This window comes from Anaerobutyricum hallii (assembly GCF_900209925.1).
GTDB lineage: Bacteria > Bacillota > Clostridia > Lachnospirales > Lachnospiraceae > Anaerobutyricum > Anaerobutyricum soehngenii.
This window is the reverse complement of the sequence record NZ_LT907978.1, coordinates 1,742,354-1,760,977: the sequence shown is the minus strand read 5'-3', so window position 1 is coordinate 1,760,977 and position 18,624 is coordinate 1,742,354. Positions and strand designations below refer to the sequence as shown.

Below are 18,624 nucleotides of genomic sequence, written 5' to 3'. Positions count from 1 at the left end.
TTTACATGTTATGATCATGTATGAAGTTGGAACAAAATAAAAGAATTGTGATATAATATTGTTCAAGAAAAAGCTCATTGACATATTTCAATCTATTTAGGAGGATAAACGATCATGTGTACAGCAGCAACTTATAAAACAAAAGATTTTTACTTTGGACGAACCCTCGATTATGAATTCTCTTATGGTGATCAGATAGTAATTACACCACGTAATTATGCGTTTAATTTTCGCCATGTTGGCGATATGAAAAATCATTATGCAATTATTGGAATGGCTCATGTTGCTGAGGATTATCCTTTGTATTATGATGCTATGAATGAAAAAGGAGTGGCAATGGCAGGACTGAATTTTGTCGGAAATGCTGTTTACGCCGCGATTAAGCCAGATGTGGAAAATATTGCACAGTTTGAATTTATTCCGTGGATTTTAAGTCAGTGTTCTTCTTTAGTTGAAGTTCGCGAGCTTCTTGAACGAATTAATATTGTTAATACTCCTTTCAGCGAGCAATTACCATTAGCACAATTACACTGGATCATTTCTGATGAGAATGAGTCAATTACGGTAGAATCTATGTCAGATGGTTTGCATATTTATGATAATCCAGTAGGAGTGCTTACGAATAATCCGCCATTTCCACAGCAGATGTTTCAACTAAATAATTATATGTATTTATCTCCTAAACAGCCCAGAAATACTTTCTGCGAAAATTTGGCTCTTGATGCATATAGTAGAGGTATGGGAGGATTAGGTCTTCCGGGAGATCTCTCATCTTCCTCACGCTTTGTACGTGTAGCTTTTACAAAGGTAAATGCAATTTCAGGTGAATCAGAGGAAGAAAGCGTTAGCCAATTCTTCCACATTCTCGGATCTGTGGATCAGCAACGAGGATGTTGCGAAGTAGCGGATGGAAAATATGAAATCACATTGTATACGTCGTGTTGTAATGTTACAAAAGGTATTTATTATTACAATACTTATGAAAACCATCAGATCAGTGCAGTAGATATGCATGTAGAAAATCTGGATAGTGATAAAATGATTTGTTATCCAGTAATTCAAGGAGAACGAATCAACTATCAAAATAAATAATGTTTTGAAATCAGGGATGAGGTAGAAAGGAAAGTTCCATGACAAAAGATGAAGTAAAAAAACTCAGGATGAACAGTCCGGAATCACTACAGTTTTTAAATAATGCTACAAAATTTTATAATTTAATGATGATGTATCGTTGTGCTATTCGGGAGATACAAACTAAACTTGAGGTTTTGGATGATGAATTTTCAGTTGAGAACAATCGAAATCCTATTTCTTTTATAAAAACAAGAATTAAGCAGCCCAATAGTATTTACGATAAACTACAGAAGATGGGATATGAATTTACAACAGAAAATATACAGACATATCTCAATGATGTAGCAGGCGTTCGAATAGTTTGTGCGTTTATTGACGATATTTATATGATATCAGATTTGATTACCCAACAGGATGATATTAAAGTTATTGAAATAAAAGATTATATAAAAAATCCAAAATCGAATGGTTATCGAAGCTATCATATGATTGTTGAAATACCAGTATTTTTTGCTAAGGGTAAAACACCTATGCGTGTAGAATTACAGATTCGAACCAATGGTATGGATTTCTGGGCAACATTGGAACATCAACTTCGCTATAAAAAAGGAATTGAAGAAATGCCTGGCTATGATGAGATAAGTGAAGAATTACTTCATTCTGCAAGAGCTATCATTGAAGCAGATAATGAAATGCAGAGAATAAAAGACAAAATTGGTATGTTCCACGAAATTTAGGGTGAAAACTGAGCAAGTAGGAAGGTGGAATATATATGAAACAAGATACTTTAGAAGGCAAAGCAAAAACAAAAAATGGGGTAAAACGGCTGTGTTTTTCCATAATCTGCATTCTTCTGGAAGTGATTTTTATTATTACTATCGTAACACGCTTGAATGAATATGCAGAAATCATAAATTTATTTACAAGGATTTTGAGTGGGATCTTGGTTTTGGGATTGTACGCATCAAATAAGACATCCTCTATGAAAATGCCTTGGGTCATCTTAATTCTAATTTTCCCAATTATGGGTGTAGGCCTGTATTTGTTGATTGGTTTGAATGGTGGCACACATAAAATGCGTGAGCGATACGCAGAAATTGATAGCAAATTGTTACCAATGCTTCCGGACAGTCAGGAGTGTTTGAGCAAAATAAAAGAAACAATTCCGAAAGCAGGAAATATAGCAAGTTACATACAAAGAAATTCGCAGTATCCAATCTATCAGAATACGGACATTGTGTATTTTGATAAAGCAGTGAAAGGACTAGAGGCACAGCTTAAGGATTTGGAGAAAGCACAGAAGTTTATCTTTATGGAATATCATGCGATAGAAGACGCTGAAGCATGGCATAAGATTCAAGATGTTCTGGAAGAGCGAGTAAAAGCAGGTGTGGAAGTTAGAGTATTCTACGATGATATGGGTTCTATAGGCTTTATTAACACAGATTTTGTGAAAAAGATGGAAGCAATAGGAATTCATTGCCGTGTATTCAATCCGTTTATGCCAGGTTTAAATCTGTTTTTGAACAATCGTGATCATAGAAAAATAACAGTTATTGATGGAAAAGTCGGATTTACAGGTGGATATAATCTAGCAAACGAATATTTTAATTACACACACCCGTATGGACAGTGGAAAGATACAGGTATTCGTTTAGAAGGAGATGCTGTTCAGTCGCTTACGGTGACATTTTTGGAAATGTGGAATGCAGTAAGTGATAAGGATGCTAATGATTCTGATTTTAGTAAATATCTTTTCCATTATGATTATGCGGCACAGCAAACTGGGTTTGTTCAACCTTATGCAGACAGCCCTATGGATAATGAGCAAGTAGGAGAAGAAGTTTATATCAGTATGATAAATAAAGCTGAAAAATATTGTTGGTTTATGACTCCATATCTAATCATAACAGATGAAATGACGCATGCGTTATGTCTGGCTGCTAAGCGAGGGGTAGACGTAAGAATTATCACACCTGGTATCCCTGATAAAAAATTCATTTATAATATAACTCGTTCTTTTTATCATGGATTAGTTAAACATGGTGTTCGTGTTTATGAGTGGACTCCTGGTTTCTGCCATGCAAAAATGAGTGTGGCAGATGACTGTATGGCAACTTGTGGAACAATTAATCTGGATTATCGAAGTTTATATCACCATTTTGAAAACGGCTGTTTTATGGCAGATTGTCAGGCAGTTGTGGAAATAAAAAATGATCTGATAAGAACGATGGGAGAATGTCGTGATGTGACAGACCAATATCAAACCGGACGAAGTGCATATTTGCGACTGGGACAATTATTTATGAGATTATTTGCTGGATTGCTATAAGAATCTGATGAAACGACCTTTCAAAAAACAGTTGATTTAGAAGTTAACTGTTTTTGAAAGGCCGTTTTTGCTATATCTAACAGTCTGTTGTACAAAGAAGATTTTGCATGGATAGTGATTAATACAACGGAGTAAGAAAAGCTCCTTCATATATTAGAATAAAAATATGACTGTTTCATTAAAAAGAAGCCGGTCATATTTTTTATGAAAAATAAATTTTGTTGAGGTTAAATTGAGATTGACTTTGTATTGTATAAGTATGAAATAAAAAGGAATCAGGTGATGTACAATGAAAAAGCATAAAATATGTAAAATCCTTCTTGTTATACTGGCAATTTTTTTATGTGTGGCTTTTTATGAATTGCTCGGAATCTGCGTTGCATATAAAAAGCAGCCGGAAGTGTCCAATACAACCAAAAAAGAAACAAAAAATGGGTCATGGAACGAATGCAGTGAAAATACAGAACGGGCAGTAATCATAGAAAAGAATCCAGAAGCGCTTTTACAAAGAGTGCGTTTGATTAAGAATGCAAAAAAGGAAATTATTCTTTCTACTTTTGCATTTCAATCCGATGAAAGTGGAAAATTGATTTTAGGAGCACTGCATGATGCGGCAGACAGAGGTGTACATATTCGTCTGTTAGTAGATGGAATGGAGAGCTGGATTGATATGGAAGGAAATCCGTATTTCTATGGATTATCTTCCCATGAGAATGTTGAAATTAAACTGTATAATAAGGCCAATCCGTTGAAACCGTGGAAAATGATGGGTAGAATGCATGATAAATATTTGATTGCAGATGGAAAGAGATATATTCTTGGGGGAAGAAATACATACAATTATTTCCTGGGTGATTTTCCGGGACATAAGAACTATGACAGAGACGTGTTAGTGGTTTGCGATGAACCTGAGAAAGAAAATTCAGTTAACCAGTTGTCAGAGTATTTTGAAACCATATGGAATCAGGAAGACAGTGATTATTTTCATGACAATAAAAAACTGGCAAATAGAAAATCTGTAAAGAACGCAGTTTTAGAGCTGCAGAACGGCTATCAGAAATATTTTGAAGAGAATAAGGAAAGAATCTGCGATACTGATTACACGGACGAAACTTTTGAGACAGAAAAGATTGCATTAGTGTCAAATCCTATTCACACAGGTTCCAAAGAACCAGTAGTGTGGTATCAGTTGGGAGAATTGATGAAAAATGCAAAAAATCGTGTGAAGATCCACACGCCATATATTATCTGTAATGATATGATGTATAATACATGGGAGGAGATTGCAGAGAACGTTTCAGATTTTTCTATCATGACAAATTCAGTTGCGAATAATGGGAATCCATTTGGGTCTGCCGATTATGCGAAAAACAGAAATAGAATCTTAAGTACAGGAATTAATATCTGGGAATATGAAGGCGGTTATTCATACCACGGAAAAAGTATTCTGATTGACGATGATCTGTCTGTAATCGGTTCCTTTAATATGGACATGAGAAGTGCATATCTGGATACGGAACTGATGCTTGTAATACGCAGTAAAGATATTAATAAACAGTTGGAAGAGGGCATGATGGAATATGAAAGAGTGTCCCGCCAGGTATTGGAAGATGGAACCTATCGTGATCCATATCATGTAGAGCCAATCGAATTAACAAAGAAACGTCAGAGAAAAATATTTTTGGTACAGCATCTGCTTGGATGGGCAAGGTATCTGTTTTAATAAGGAGGAAGGAAAACGTGTTTCAAATATTGATTGTAGAAGATGATAAAGAATTAAGCCAGCTATTCCAAAAAGTGCTTGAGAAGAATGGATATCAAGTCAAAAGTGCATCGGATGGAGCACAGGCATTAGAAGTATTGGATAAGGAATATATTGATCTGATCATTTCTGATATTATGATGCCGGTTATGGATGGCTATGAACTGGTGTCAGAACTTCGCTCAGCAGGATATCAGATACCAGTGCTTATGATCACTGCGAAAGGTTCCTTTGATGATATGCGCCAGGGATTTCTTTCGGGAAGTGACGATTATATGGTAAAACCGGTAAATGTGAATGAAATGGTTTTAAGAGTCGGAGCACTGCTTCGCCGTGCACAGATACTGAATGAACACAAAATTGTGATCGGTTCAACAGAGTTTGATTATGATGCAATGACGGTTACAACTGATAAGGAAAGTCTTGTTTTGCCTAAAAAAGAATTCCTGCTTTTATATAAGCTTGCAACTTCGCCAGGCAGAACATTTACAAAACAACAGTTGATGGATGAAGTATGGGGATACGAGACGGAGGCAGACCCACATACGATAGAGGTACATATAGGAAGAATCAGAGAGCGTTTTAAAGATAACCCGGATTTTGAAATTGTAACAATGCGTGGAATTGGATACAAGGTGGTGAAAAAATAATGGAACAAAAGAAAGAAAAAGGATTGCGGATCCGATCCTGTCTGACTGGTGCAATCTGGCTGGCACTTGTATTTTCAACAGTTATATCTGCTTTATTATTTGCTTTTTTGAATCATTTTTTTAATCTGCCGGGCAGCATACCTGTGCTTGGCTGGCTTTTGATTTTCAATACATTGATTGCAGGGCTGATCACTTCCTTTATTAATGCAAAGTTACTGGAACCAATTACTAGGCTTAGTAAAGCAATGAAGGAAGTTTCTCGGGGAGATTTTGAACAGCATTTGGAAACGAACAGCCGTATAGCAGAAGTTGGAGAATCTTATCAAAGTTTTAACGTTATGACAAAAGAACTTCGTGCAACAGAGGTGCTGCAGATGGATTTTGTATCTAATGTTTCTCATGAGTTTAAGACCCCGATTAATGCCATTGAAGGATATACAATGCTGCTTCAGGGAGAAGAACTGTCTCCGGATCAAGAGGAATATGTAGAAAAAATCTTATTTAACACCCAAAGACTTTCCGGATTGGTTGGTAATATTTTGCTGTTATCCAAGTTAGAGAATCAGAATATACCAATGAAAAAAACAGAATATCGTCTGGATGAACAGATCCGCCAGGCATTTCTTTCATTGGAAACAAAATGGACAGAAAAAGAAATTGGTTTTCAGGTAGAATTGGAGGAAGTTAAATATACTGGGAATGAAGGACTTTTTATGCATATCTGGATAAATCTTTTGGATAATGCGATTAAGTTCAGCCCTTCAAAGGGGATAATTACGATGTTTCTGAAACAAGAACAGGATTCTGTTAAGTTCATTCTGGAAGATGAAGGACCAGGAATAGAGGATGATGTAAAATCCAGAATATTTGACAAGTTCTATCAGGTAGATGGATCTCATAAAGCAGAAGGAAATGGCCTAGGTCTTGCACTTGTAAAACGGATTGTAGATAGTGCCGGAGGAACAATCAAAGCAGAAAACCGTGAATATGGTGGATGCAGATTTGTTGTAGAGCTTCCAATACAGAAAGATGAGGCCATATAAGTTTAAGAAAAACAGATAGAGGAGGAATTACATGACATTTTATCAGGAATTGCAGTTAAATCAGGCAGGTTCTAAAAATCTGTTGAAAAAGAGTGAAACAGTGAAAGAAAAATCATATCATATGTGGGTATATCTGGTGAAGATAGCTGTTACAATGGCATTTTGTTTTTTATTTGTTACTATTTTCAGTATCTTATTTGGAAATGAGAATAGTATTGTGGGTGTAGTAGTTTTATTATGCCTTATGGTATTTCGGAATGCGGATCTGGGGATCCACACCGGACAATCTACGATGCTTTTGGCTTTGTTCTTTGTAATTATGACTGTATGTCCGCATTTAGCAAATCAGTTTTCACCGGTATTGGGAATGCTGTTAAATATTGCGGCACTGGCTGTGTTGATTCTGTTCGGATGCCATAATCCATTCATGTTTAATCAATCTACATTGGTTCTTGGGTATCTGCTGCCATATGGTTATGATGTTACGGGAAAAAGCTATCAGACGCGATTAGTCGGAATGGCTTTAGGTGCAGCACTTACCTGCTTCGTATTTTATCGAAATCATAAAAACAAAACTTATAAAAGAAATCTGAAAGATCTGATACAAGAATTTGATATCACTTCTTCCAGAACAAAATGGCAGATATGTCAGATTTTATGCGTACCGATTGTCCTTTGCATTGCAGAACTTTGTAATATGCCACGTGCAATGTGGGCTAGTATTGCGGCCATGTCCGCGATTTTGCCGTTTAGGGAAGATATGCACTACAGAGTCCGTAAAAGGATTGTCGGAAATATTGCAGGTGTTATATGTTTTACAGTATTATATTTTCTGCTTCCTTCGTCAATCTATGCATATATAGGAATTCTTGGTGGAATCGGTGTAGGATTTTCAGCACAATATGGCTGGCAGGCAGTATTTAACACATTTGGTGCTTTAGCCATTGCTGCAGAGACTTATGGACTACAAGGAGCGGTTAGTCTTAGAGTGATTCAAAATGTTTTTGGTGTTGTGTTTGCTTTAGCATTTTGTGTTATATTTTATTGGTTTATGTCTAAAAAAAAGGAAAGTGCGCTATAATGATGGTCATATTGGTCGCTCTGTATATTATCCAGAATACCAGGACTCTTAAGGGAGAGACTGTATAAGCAATTTTATATTGCAATGACTAGAAAAATATTTAGGAGAACTGATTCATTATAAAGGGCTATCAGATATGAAGAATAAAAAGACAAGAAGAGTTTTTAGCTTATGCTGAACTCGTGGAAAATATAAAGCAGATGGTAAAAAATAATGGTGTTAGGGCGTTTGCCCTTGAAGGTGACTACGGCGGCTGCGGGCAGGTAAACCGATATATACACGGCGGTGAGGGGACAGCACAGGAAGCAGCTGCAGCGATTGGATTTTCCATTTATAGAACGGAAGAGATGGCAGAACTTATCTCCTATATGCGCCAGTACAATGAAAGTGAAAAGCGTACAATTCAGGTGTTTTATTCCCATGACCCTTTAGCAAAGGCGGCAAAACTGGCGGGATTTGATATTTGTTGGTTGGATTTTACTAAAGTCCCGGAAAATTCTGAACTGGGTAGGCAGGCTTCTGAATACACCTATATGGGAACACTTGGAGAAAGCTACTCAATCATTATGCGATTTCTTCCTCCAAGTTATCGAATGTTTCAACCTCCTGCGGTGCTTTATGATAGTATGATATTTGTAACGGATGCGAACCCTACAAAAATATTAGAAGAATAGCGTATGCAAAACTTCTTTAGGCTACAATCAATAGCAGCGTAAACGAAAAAGCAGTCTTGAAATATAGAAAAACTGCCCTTTCGTTTGCGCTGCGTTTGATTTTGCCAAAGTGAACAAAGTAAGCGTCTGTGTAGCCGATCTGTATGGACTTTCAATTCTTGCTCTTTTCACGAAGATTATGAAGTTCCTGTGCGGATTGTAAAACTTCAGGTTGTTTTTTGCAAAATCAAGGCACGACAAATAGACCTCATCGCTGAGGTTTTTGAAAAAATATAAATAGAGCTCTTTAAATCCGTAGAGGTATTCTCTGCTGTGGTTTGCCAAGATGTCCGCCACAACATTTACAAACAGTGACATTGATACCATAGAGTGTTTCAAGTATCTGGGGTGCTTCCATATCTTTAAGTTTTGAAAGATATTGTTTGCAGCCAAGCAGGTTTCGGCATAATGTAATGTGCTTGGTCTTGCTTCTGGTACAAAGTAAACCGTAGTGTCTAATTCTTACGAAGCGCTTTGGCGGCACATGCATAAGAAATCTGCGGATAAATTCGATTCCGGAAATGGTATATTCTTTCCATTTACCTTCTTCACGATAATCCTTCACATAGTAAGTAACAGTATTTTCGTCCATGCGAATGATACGATGATTGCTGATGGCAATTCTATGTGTATACTTACCGAGATAGTTAATGACAGACTGTGCCCCATTGAAGGTTTTCTTGCAATGGGGAATCCAGTCTTTTTCATAACAGGTATTCAGCAATTCTTTGAAAGCATAATGATTGCGATATTTTTCACTACTCCCATGAAACTGAAGCTTCTTCTCATTCCACAAGCGTTTCAGCTCATCCATATATTTACCACGGAACAGCTTTGACAAAATTTTTACCGGAAGGAAGAATTCTTCACCTTTATCACGCCACTGATTTTTAGCAGTCAGTCCACCGCCAAGAAGGATAACATGAATATGAGGATGATAATTCATTTCAGATCCCCAGGTGTGTAACACACAAATATATCCCACCCTTGCACCGAGATGCTTTGTATCGGCTGTTAACTCATTGATAGTTGCAGAAACAGAATGATACAGTGCATCATACAGAAGTTGCTGGTTGCTGTAGATTAAAGAGTTTAATTCCTGTGGGACTGTAAATACCACATGGAAGTAAGGAGCTTCGAGAACATCTTCACGACGTTTATCCATCCATTTTTCTTTTGGGAGCGCCTGGCACATGGGACAGCATCTATTACGACAGGAATTATAGTGAATCTGTGGATGTCCACAGTCTTCACAGAATTGTACGTTAGCACCATAAGCTCCGGTTTTGCAATTGATAATACAATGAGCCACCTTTGCTTGCTGAGGAGAAGGAGAATACTGCTCTAAATAGAGTGGATAAAACCGGTGAAATATATCCTGTACTGTAGGATTAACCATTTATTTCACCAGCTCTCTTATCAAAAGGGCTCTGAACACCTAATAATGCCTTGTTGCTAACATGAAGATAGATTTCGGTGGACTTAGGGGAACGATGTCCTAACAAGGTTTGAATATATCTTATATCAACACCATCTTCCAAAAGATGAGTTGCATAGCTGTGTCGCAGAGAATGCATGCGTATACTGTGTGGAAGGCCGGCAATCTTTAAAGACTTTTTGAAAACAAGTCTTGGACCGGAAGTTGTGAGATATTCACCAGTCCACTTGTTGGGAAAAAGAATTCCGGTAGGTCTTCCACAAGTGAACCAATATTCAGTAAGAATATCGAGAGCTCTCTTGGACAATAGTGCATAACGAGCTGTATGAGTTTTAGAGTCTCGTATATAAATCTGCATATTTTTTCTTGAAATATCTTCATAGTGCAAATGTAATACTTCTGAAATGCGTAAGCCGGAGGAATACATGATTGCAAAAATAGCTTTGTATTTTAAATCTTCCGTTGCATTTAAAAGTTTCTCAACATCATGAAAAGAAAGAACTTCCGGAACAGCATAATCGTTAATGGCTCTAGGTACTAAGTTATCATCCCATAGCTTACCTAAGACACGTTTATAAAAAAATACAAGCGAACCATTGTTATTGTTAAGTGTAGAAGCTTTGTCTCCTTTGCCTTGTAAATGGAGAAGATAATTTCTGGCATCTTCGCAAGTCAGTTCTTCGGGATTTTTTTGGATGTAATTCAAAAAACGAGAAACATTTTTCTGGTAAAGCGTAATAGTTTTAGGCTTAAGATTTCTAAGCTTTCCGACATCTTCGATTTTATTAATATATGATTCGTACATAAAAAACCTCCATGAAATAAAAGTAGTAATAATAACAGTAACTACCTATCATGGAGGCGCATTTGCAAAATAAAACTGCTTGTGAAAGCAGCCTAAAGATGATATTCTTTTCATAGGCAGTTGCTGGGACTAAGCCCGTGTTTGAAGTTTGTTTTTAGGTCGTGCTTTAACAATACTATCTTGGGACAATCCTGTCACTGCCTTTTTTAGAAAAAGTAGAAAACTGCGCCACAGCCTTGGCAGGCCATCGCGCAGCGATTTTGTTCAATTCTTTAGGTTACAATCGCTGATGGTGTAAACGAAAAAGCAGTTTTGACATTGCAGTGAACTGCCCCTTCGTTTACACCATTTGCGATTTGACCTAATTGAACAAAGTGAGCGTCCTGTTAGCTGTATACTATGGACTTTCAATTCTTTGTTCCCATTCATGAGTATATAGGATTTTCAGTATGAAAGCTACAATAATTCATGGACTCCCGGAAAATAGGCATGACAATAAAACCTCAGAAACTGAGGCATTTGAAAGTATGGAAACTGCTCTTTAGCAGCGTAGCGGTATTTTCATCTGCGGTTTTCCAAGATGTCCGCCACATGCTTTACACACACAGACTTTGATGCCGTAAAGATGTTCCAGTACTTCCGGCATTTCCATGTTACGAAGCTTTGAAAGATATTTCTTGCATCCAAGGAGATTTCTGCAAAGAGTGAGCTTCTGATTCTTAGTACGGGAACACAGCAGCCCATAGTGCCTGATACGGACAAAACGCCTTGGTGGTACATGCATGAGGAACCGCCGGACAAACTCCACACCGGAAATGGTCAGTTCCTTCCACTGCCCCTCATTACGGTAATCCTTTACTGAGAATGTAACGGTATCATCATCCATGCGGATAATACGGTGATTGCTGACAGCAATGCGGTGAGTATACTTGCCAAGGTAATTAATTACTGACCCGGCACCATTGAAAGTCTTTTTACAATGAGGGACCCAGTCCGTACCATAACAGGAATCCAGGAGTTCCTTGAATTCATAATGGTTACGGAACTTTTCGGCAGTACCATGAAAAACCAGCTGATCCTCTTCCCACAGTTTTTTCAGCTCCTCCAGATATTTTCCGCGGAACACTTTGGAAATGACTTGAATGGGAAGAAAGAAATTTTCTCCTTTGTCCTTCCATTGATTGTCAGAGGTCAGACCGCCACCGAGCAGAATGGTATGAATGTGGGGATGAAAATTCATTTCAGAGCCCCAGGTATGTAAGATGCAGATGTATCCAACCTTTGCACCGAGATGTTCCCGGTCGGCAGCCAGTTCGCTGATGGTTGCAGAAGCTGCATGGTATAAGGTATCATAAAGAAGCTTCTGGTTGCTGTAAATGACCGGATTTAAAAGATCGGGAACAGTAAAAACCAGATGAAAATAGGGAGCATCAAGGACATCCTCCCTGCGTGCGTCCATCCACATCTCTTTGGGAACGGCCTGACACATGGGACAGCAGCGGTTGCGGCAGGAATTATAATGAATCTGTACGGAACCACAATCCTCACATATACATACATTTGCACCATAGGCACCGGTTTTACAGTTCATGATGTTATGTGCAACCTTTGCCTGTACAGGGGAAGGTGAATACTGATCGAGGTATGCCGGATAAAAACGGTGAAAAATATCCTGTACTGTGGGTTTATCCATTGACTGTACCATCCTTTTTGTCAAAAGGGCTACGGATGCCCATAAGGGATTTGTTGCTGACATGAAGATAAACTTCTGTGGATTTCGGATCACGGTGTCCAAGCAATGCCTGAATATTCCGCTGTTCCACTCCCTGCTCCATAAGGTGAGTGGCAAAGCTGTGACGGAGGCAGTGGGGTGTGACACCGGATAACCCGGCAGCCGCTGCAGAACGGCGGATCACCTGTTCCAGTGTACTTACGGTAAGATACTGTCCTGTAAACTGATTTGGAAACAGAATGCCTTTTGGCCTTCCTTTCCGAAACCAGTATTCCGTAAGAAGCGCAAGGTTTCTTTCAGACAGAATGGTATAACGGTCCATCCGGTTCTTTGTATCCCTGATATGAATCTGCATGTTAGTGCGGGAAATATCATCATAGTGAAGATGGATCACTTCGGAGACCCGCATTCCAGAAGAATACATGGTGGCAAACATGGCTTTATATTTCAGGTCATCCGTAGCATCAAGAAGCCGCTCTACTTCATCAACAGAAAGTACGGTAGGGAGCTTGTGCTCTATCATCATGCGAGGAACGGTGATATCATCCCACAGAACATGAAGTACATTCCGATAGAAAAAACGGATGGCAGAATTATAAAGATTAAGCGTGGTTGCTTTCAGGCCATCGTCCTTCCGGGCAAGAAGAAAGCCTCTGACATCCTGACAGGTAAGTTCTTCCGGGTTCTTTCCCATGTAGTTAAGGAAATAGGAAACATAGTTTTTGTAGCAATCGATAGAACGCTCTTTAAGGTTACGGATCTTTCCGGCCTCTTCAAGCTGTAATAAATATTTTTCGTACATAATAAATCCTCCATGTAAAGTCAGTAATCTCAGGTATCACTGCTTACATGGAGGTGCATTGGAATAATAAAACCGCTTGCTAATTAAGCGATAAGGTGTTAATCTTGTCATAGGCAGTGGTAATGTCGATCCTGTTTGATTGTTGGTTGTGGTGACTTAACAATACTACTATTAGGACTTGGTTTCCACTGCTTTTTGATTTAGAGAAAGAAAAACTGCGCCACAGCCTTGGCAGGCCATCGCGCAGCGATTTTGTTCAATTCCAGTTTGTCGAGATGTTTCAAGTAAGTGTAAAAAGCTACGCTGAGAGGATGCCGCGGATTGCTGTTTGTTCCGGGCTACGGCACTAACAGCTTCTAAGCAGCTCTGCCGATGGGCTGGTTCTTGACGCACCGCTGCGGACGGCCATCCATGGCCTATCCTCGCTAGCCCCGGCCATCCGTGGCCGGGCTTGCTGAGAACGAAGACCTGCCAAGAAGCTGTAAGCACCTCCGGAGTCACAATCTGCAATCCGCGACATCCTCTCAGCTTGGTTCTTGGCTGTATGTATTTGTAAAAATCCTGACTTCACTCCCATAGCTCACTTCGTTCGCAAATATAAGTTGCACATAATCAAAAGTAATCTTTGAAATATAACATAATGAGCATAGGGATTATAATATCCTATATTCAATCTCTAAAATAATCTTAATGCTACAACATAATGAATCTAAGGATTAAAATATCTTATAACCTCCCTATATCTAAGAGCAAAAGTAATCCTTGCAGAGTCATATAATGAACATAGAGATTAAAATCTCTCATGCATAAGCTAAAAAATAATTCTTACCATGCAATATAACAAGTACAAAGATTAAAACATCACCTGCGAGCGTAGCTCGCTACTGTAGTGAAGTCGGAATTCTGCTTGCATCGCAAAAATTTTTCCTACGAATATAGATTGTGTAAATGGCGGGGAGAGGTGGATGTGATTCTCGAGGACAAAATTGCAACTGCCCCGTTAAGAAATCGGCCGGTAACGCCCGGTCGATTTTAGAGGTTGACTTGCAATTTTTCTGAGAGAATCAGCATCCGCCTCTCCCCGCCCTACCACAACCTATATCCATAAAAACACCCGCAAGCAGAATCTCGACAAACGGAAATTTATGAATCTTAATTCTTATCCATTTCTTTGGTCATAAGACGATATTCGGACATCCCATATCCACTCTTGTGATATGCTTCGATAGCGGAAGTATTTTCCATCTCCACCTGAAGCTTAAATCTTACCGCCTCCCGGTATGTGTCTTCAAGAAACTTGAAATATACGGAGGCATATCCCTTTCCTCTTGCCTTTTCCTTAAAGTAAAGATCTTCTATCCAGATGCAGAGACCGCCATATTCCGTGGTGTAATTCTTGGAAATCATGGAATATCCAATCACAGAATCATTTTCTTTCAATACATACCCCTCTATGAAGGGATTATCCGATATGCAATCGTCGATATCTTGCGTAAGAATTGCATCAGACGATTTATGAATGACCGCAGAGGAAGCGTAAAATACTTTCATCATGCGAAATACTTCCTCTTTGTATTCGTTTGTTAATTTAATGATTTGCATTTTCCTCTCCTTGTCAAAAACAACCTCATTTTACCTATTTTCTGCAAAATTGTTCATTCTCTTTGTGCCACTTCTACCACTTTGTAAAGAAATTCTCTTGCGATTCCCTATATTTGCATTATACAGGAAGTTCTTCTGCAAAGTAAAGATATGCATTTTTTATAAGCATGTGAGCATGTATCTCGGATCACTAGAATATTGACAAAAAGTTATATAAACTTATATAATAAAGAAAAAGTTATATAAACTTATATAAGACTATATAATATAATAAAAGTTATATAAGGGGGCAAAGATGAGCAATCCATTTACATTGTCATTCGGGAAAAAACCAGCACAGTTTATATCACGTATCACGCAGACAAATGAAATTGTTGAGAATTTCAGAGCAGATGTGCCATCGAATCAAATTTATATGCTTACCGGAGTCAGAGGTTCCGGTAAAACGGTGATGATGACAACTGTATCAAATATAATTGCAGAAGATAATAATTGGATTACGCTTGAACTCAATCCAGCCCGGGATCTTCTGCAAAGTCTTGCCGCAAAATTGTATGGAATTCCGGAGCTTCATACGCTTTTTTTGAAGGCAAAATTTGATTTTTCCGCATTTGGGCTGGGGGTATCCATTGAGAATGCAGCTCCTGTGACAGATATAGAAACGGCAATTTCCCTTATGCTGGGAGTGTTGAAAGAAGAGGGAAAACGTCTGCTCATTACCATAGATGAAGCCACCAATAGTGATAACATACGGGTATTTGCCAGCTCTTTCCAGATATTCCTCAGGCAGGATTACCCTGTATTTCTTTTGATGACCGGTCTCTATGACAATCTCTACGATTTGCAGAATGAGAAATCCCTCACCTTTTTGTATCGTGCACCCAAAATAGTGCTGGATCCTCTCAATTATACGGCAGTTAAGAAGCATTACATGGACATTTTCGGGTTAAGCGTACAGGATGCAGAATATATGGCACTTCTGACAAAAGGTTATCCATTTGCATTTCAGGTTCTGGGGTATCTTTATTGGGAGAACAGAGAGCATATGACCATTGAAGAAATTCTCCCTGAGTATGACCAGTATCTCGAAGAATATGTTTACAGCAAAATCTGGTCAGAAATGTCGGAGCTGGATAAAAAAATTGTTTACGAAATGTCGGTTAGTGGGGAAACAAAGATAAAAAATATTCGGGAAAAACTTGGAATGAAGTCAGAATTATTTTCCGTATATCGTGACCGGTTAAAAAGAAAAGGGGTTGTCAATACGCAGGAATATGGACATTTGTCACTGGCACTACCCCGGTTTGATGACTTCGTGAAGGCTCGCCTGATTTAATGAATTATGAAAAAGCTTATGGGAATGTCTCGCTCAAAATTGCGCGAGACACTCCCACTTAACATACTATCACACCACTATTCCCTCAGAATCCGTTTTATTCAGCAAGCGTTTGTGCTTCATTGGCATCGTCCGTGGAATTTTATCAAATTCTGATAAAAGCGAACTGCTCCCGGAAGACAGTCATACTCAATATTTTCATCCAGTCCATGCATGCCCTTCATCTGCTCAGGTCCGTAGATCACCGGTGCAAAACGGATACAGCTTTTGCAGACCTGCTGGTAAACAAAGGCATCCGTAGCTCCCGTCACCACATAAGGACTTGCTGCCAGTCCCGGAAATGTCTCGTCAATCACATGCATCACCACTTGGAATGCCTCTCCATTCAGATCCACCGGCTTGGAATAATCATTGGAATAAAGCACCTCGGTCTTCAGACCATGCTTCTTTGCAACTTTTTCCACAAGCTCCAGACTTTCCTTCTCGCCCTGATGCGGGATAAAACGCATATTGGCACCAAGGGTTGCCTCCTGCGGAATCACATTGTACGCATCGGAACCGGACTGTTTGGTAAATGCAATGGTCGTTTTCAGCATTGCGCCGGCCTGTGCACTGATTTTTGGAAGCACCACCTTTAACAGTGGTCCAAACAGCCATAGATTTCCCAACACAAATTTCAACCCAAAGGATGCGTATGGTGCGAGAGTTTTAAACATTGCAGCCACTTCCGGCAGTATTTTCTTTTTGAATGGTGAATGATGCTCCATCTCATTTACGAAGGAGGCCAGCCTTGCAATTGGTGTATTTTGCGCCGGGGCGCTTGCATGTCCACCGGTACTTCTTGCAGTAAATTTCACATCTGCCTTACCCTTTTCAAATACACCTACCATGGCAAAGTTGCCTGGAATTCCGCCGATTGGCTCCGTAATGATTCCACCACCCTCATCACATACAAGGAAAAGCTCAACACCACGGTTTTGCAGTTCTTTTACAATCTTTGGTGCGCCATCACCGGCCCATTCCTCTGTGCAGGAGGAAGCCAGATACACATCCATTTCCGGCACATAATTTTCTGCCAGCAATTGTTCCACAGCCTCAAAAAATGCCATCAGTGAGCACTTCGTGTCTGCAGCACCTCTGCCCCACACCTTACCATCGGCAATATCTCCCGAAAATGGTTCGTGTGTCCAGGTTCCCTCTGCCGGAACAACATCCTGATGACTCATCAGAAGAATTGGTTTTTTACTGCTTTTCCCCTTCCAGTAGTAGAGCAGATTGCCGTCAATCTCTGTTTTTTCCAGATGGTTGTGCACCAGAGGGAAAAGCTCTTCCAATAGCTGGTGGAACTGTAAAAATCGTTCTCTGTCCGCTACATGAGGGTATGAGGTGGTGTCACACTGAATCATTCTGGACAGTTTTTTCGCCAGACGAAGGGTTTCTTTTTCATCCTCCTTCGGAACATAATCCGATTTTTTTGACGGTGTCATCAGCGTATGCAGTACGGCGATGAGCAGTAAAGCAATGATCAGAACAGGTATTAACAATAAATATTTCATTTTCTTATTTCCTTCCCTTTTTATATGTTAAGTAAGCCACCCCAATAGCGATAGCACCCGATGGAATAATCATAAAACTTGTGGAACCGATCAGGCTCGGAAGTAGCACAAAGAGCACACTCATGATCACCAGCGGAAAAAGGGCAATTTTCATATTTCCACGATAATATTTGTATGCCATCGCTCCAAATAATGCAGGAACCACATTCTCAAATGCAGGCTGCAGCACCGGGTTCTGCAGAATTGGCTGAAGAGGTACCAAAAGAAGCACTCCCAGTGCCAGAACAAGGATCGTCACCAGAGACGAGGTTGCGATGGAAATGGTGGAAATAATCTCATTTTCCGGAGTTCCGCTTTTGGCATCCACCATATCCCTTGCATTCATTGCGCAGGGAATCTTCATGTTGATGAGATTACCGGTGATAAATGCAAGATATCCTCCGCCCGATCCAAGCATCGGAGTATAAATCAAAAATTCCGCAACGCTGCTCACCAGCCAGACTAAGCCAACTGACAAAAAGCCGCCTGCCACAGCTTTCAGATCCGGAAATGCTCCCAAATATTTTCCAATCAGAAACGGCGCAGCCAGAAGCATAAGCAGCACGATTGTGCTGGTAATCCGCCCGATTACATGTGTGCGTTTCCTGTAATTTTCCCATAAATCCATATTTTTCTCTTCCATATCGTTTACCTTCCTT

At 39.3% G+C, this 18,624-nt stretch carries 16 protein-coding genes and 1 pseudogene; 10 read left to right on the top strand and 7 right to left on the bottom strand.

Annotated elements, in window-relative coordinates; genetic code table 11:
- Positions 1–114 precede the first annotated feature (114 nt).
- From bsh to EHLA_RS07995, 9 genes and pseudogenes are all read left to right on the top strand, one after another.
- A complete protein-coding gene (gene bsh / locus EHLA_RS08030; protein WP_005347230.1) occupies positions 115–1,092 on the top strand; it encodes a choloylglycine hydrolase in 978 nt (325 codons plus the stop codon).
- Between the two features lie 38 nt (positions 1,093–1,130).
- The gene (locus EHLA_RS08025; protein ID WP_005360232.1) at positions 1,131–1,811 is read left to right on the top strand and encodes a GTP pyrophosphokinase; all 681 of its coding nucleotides are present in this window, start codon (positions 1,131–1,133) and stop codon (positions 1,809–1,811) included.
- Between the two features lie 35 nt (positions 1,812–1,846).
- On the top strand, positions 1,847–3,406 hold the full coding sequence (gene cls / locus EHLA_RS08020; RefSeq protein ID WP_096240161.1) for a cardiolipin synthase: 1,560 nt from the start codon (positions 1,847–1,849) through the stop codon (positions 3,404–3,406).
- A gap of 289 nt (positions 3,407–3,695) precedes the next feature.
- Entirely contained in the window at positions 3,696–5,129 is a 1,434-nt protein-coding gene (locus tag EHLA_RS08015; protein WP_055195602.1) for a phospholipase D family protein, read from the top strand.
- The gene (locus tag EHLA_RS08010) at positions 5,108–5,818 is read left to right on the top strand and encodes a response regulator transcription factor (RefSeq protein WP_055195604.1); all 711 of its coding nucleotides are present in this window, start codon (positions 5,108–5,110) and stop codon (positions 5,816–5,818) included. Before EHLA_RS08015 ends, EHLA_RS08010 begins: the two co-directional genes overlap by 22 nt.
- Entirely contained in the window at positions 5,818–6,861 is a 1,044-nt protein-coding gene (locus EHLA_RS08005; RefSeq protein ID WP_096240159.1) for a HAMP domain-containing sensor histidine kinase, read from the top strand. The genes EHLA_RS08010 and EHLA_RS08005 overlap by 1 nt, the downstream gene beginning before the upstream one ends.
- 31 nt (positions 6,862–6,892) lie before the next feature.
- On the top strand, positions 6,893–7,942 hold the full coding sequence (locus tag EHLA_RS08000; RefSeq protein ID WP_096240157.1) for an FUSC family protein: 1,050 nt from the start codon (positions 6,893–6,895) through the stop codon (positions 7,940–7,942).
- Positions 7,927–8,010 (top strand): annotated as a pseudogene (locus tag EHLA_RS16090) (CDP-alcohol phosphatidyltransferase family protein); the annotation flags it as partial. The gene EHLA_RS08000 and the pseudogene EHLA_RS16090, both read left to right, overlap by 16 nt.
- Before the next feature lie 132 nt (positions 8,011–8,142).
- A complete protein-coding gene (locus tag EHLA_RS07995) occupies positions 8,143–8,616 on the top strand; it encodes an erythromycin esterase family protein (RefSeq protein ID WP_242970695.1) in 474 nt (157 codons plus the stop codon).
- Positions 8,617–8,902: 286 nt separating this feature from the next.
- Here EHLA_RS07995 and EHLA_RS07990 read toward each other — a convergent pair whose 3' ends face one another.
- From EHLA_RS07990 to EHLA_RS07965, 5 genes are all read right to left on the bottom strand, one after another.
- A complete protein-coding gene (locus EHLA_RS07990; RefSeq protein ID WP_005343049.1) occupies positions 8,903–10,054 on the bottom strand; it encodes an IS91 family transposase in 1,152 nt (383 codons plus the stop codon).
- Complete coding sequence (locus EHLA_RS07985) at positions 10,047–10,898, bottom strand: tyrosine-type recombinase/integrase (protein ID WP_005343052.1); 852 nt, start codon at positions 10,896–10,898, stop codon at positions 10,047–10,049. Before EHLA_RS07985 ends, EHLA_RS07990 begins: the two co-directional genes overlap by 8 nt.
- Before the next feature lie 541 nt (positions 10,899–11,439).
- Positions 11,440–12,591: an IS91 family transposase gene (locus EHLA_RS07980; protein WP_096240156.1), complete on the bottom strand. Its 1,152-nt coding sequence runs from the start codon at positions 12,589–12,591 to the stop codon at positions 11,440–11,442.
- Positions 12,584–13,432 carry a tyrosine-type recombinase/integrase gene (locus EHLA_RS07975; protein ID WP_096240155.1) on the bottom strand — a complete coding sequence of 283 codons (849 nt, stop codon included), beginning with the start codon at positions 13,430–13,432 and terminating at the stop codon, positions 12,584–12,586. Before EHLA_RS07975 ends, EHLA_RS07980 begins: the two co-directional genes overlap by 8 nt.
- 1,152 nt (positions 13,433–14,584) lie before the next feature.
- On the bottom strand, positions 14,585–15,034 hold the full coding sequence (locus EHLA_RS07965) for a GNAT family N-acetyltransferase (protein WP_096240153.1): 450 nt from the start codon (positions 15,032–15,034) through the stop codon (positions 14,585–14,587).
- Between the two features lie 295 nt (positions 15,035–15,329).
- Here EHLA_RS07965 and EHLA_RS07960 point away from each other — a divergent pair, with 295 nt between their 5' ends.
- Complete coding sequence (locus EHLA_RS07960; protein ID WP_096240152.1) at positions 15,330–16,370, top strand: ATP-binding protein; 1,041 nt, start codon at positions 15,330–15,332, stop codon at positions 16,368–16,370.
- A 119-nt stretch (positions 16,371–16,489) separates the two neighbouring features.
- On the opposite strand, the gene EHLA_RS07955 is transcribed toward EHLA_RS07960, so the two are convergent.
- A complete protein-coding gene (locus EHLA_RS07955) occupies positions 16,490–17,926 on the bottom strand; it encodes a M20/M25/M40 family metallo-hydrolase (protein WP_096240151.1) in 1,437 nt (478 codons plus the stop codon).
- Positions 17,927–17,930: 4 nt separating this feature from the next.
- On the bottom strand, positions 17,931–18,608 hold the full coding sequence (locus tag EHLA_RS07950; RefSeq protein ID WP_096240150.1) for a hypothetical protein: 678 nt from the start codon (positions 18,606–18,608) through the stop codon (positions 17,931–17,933).
- Positions 18,609–18,624 lie beyond the last annotated feature (16 nt).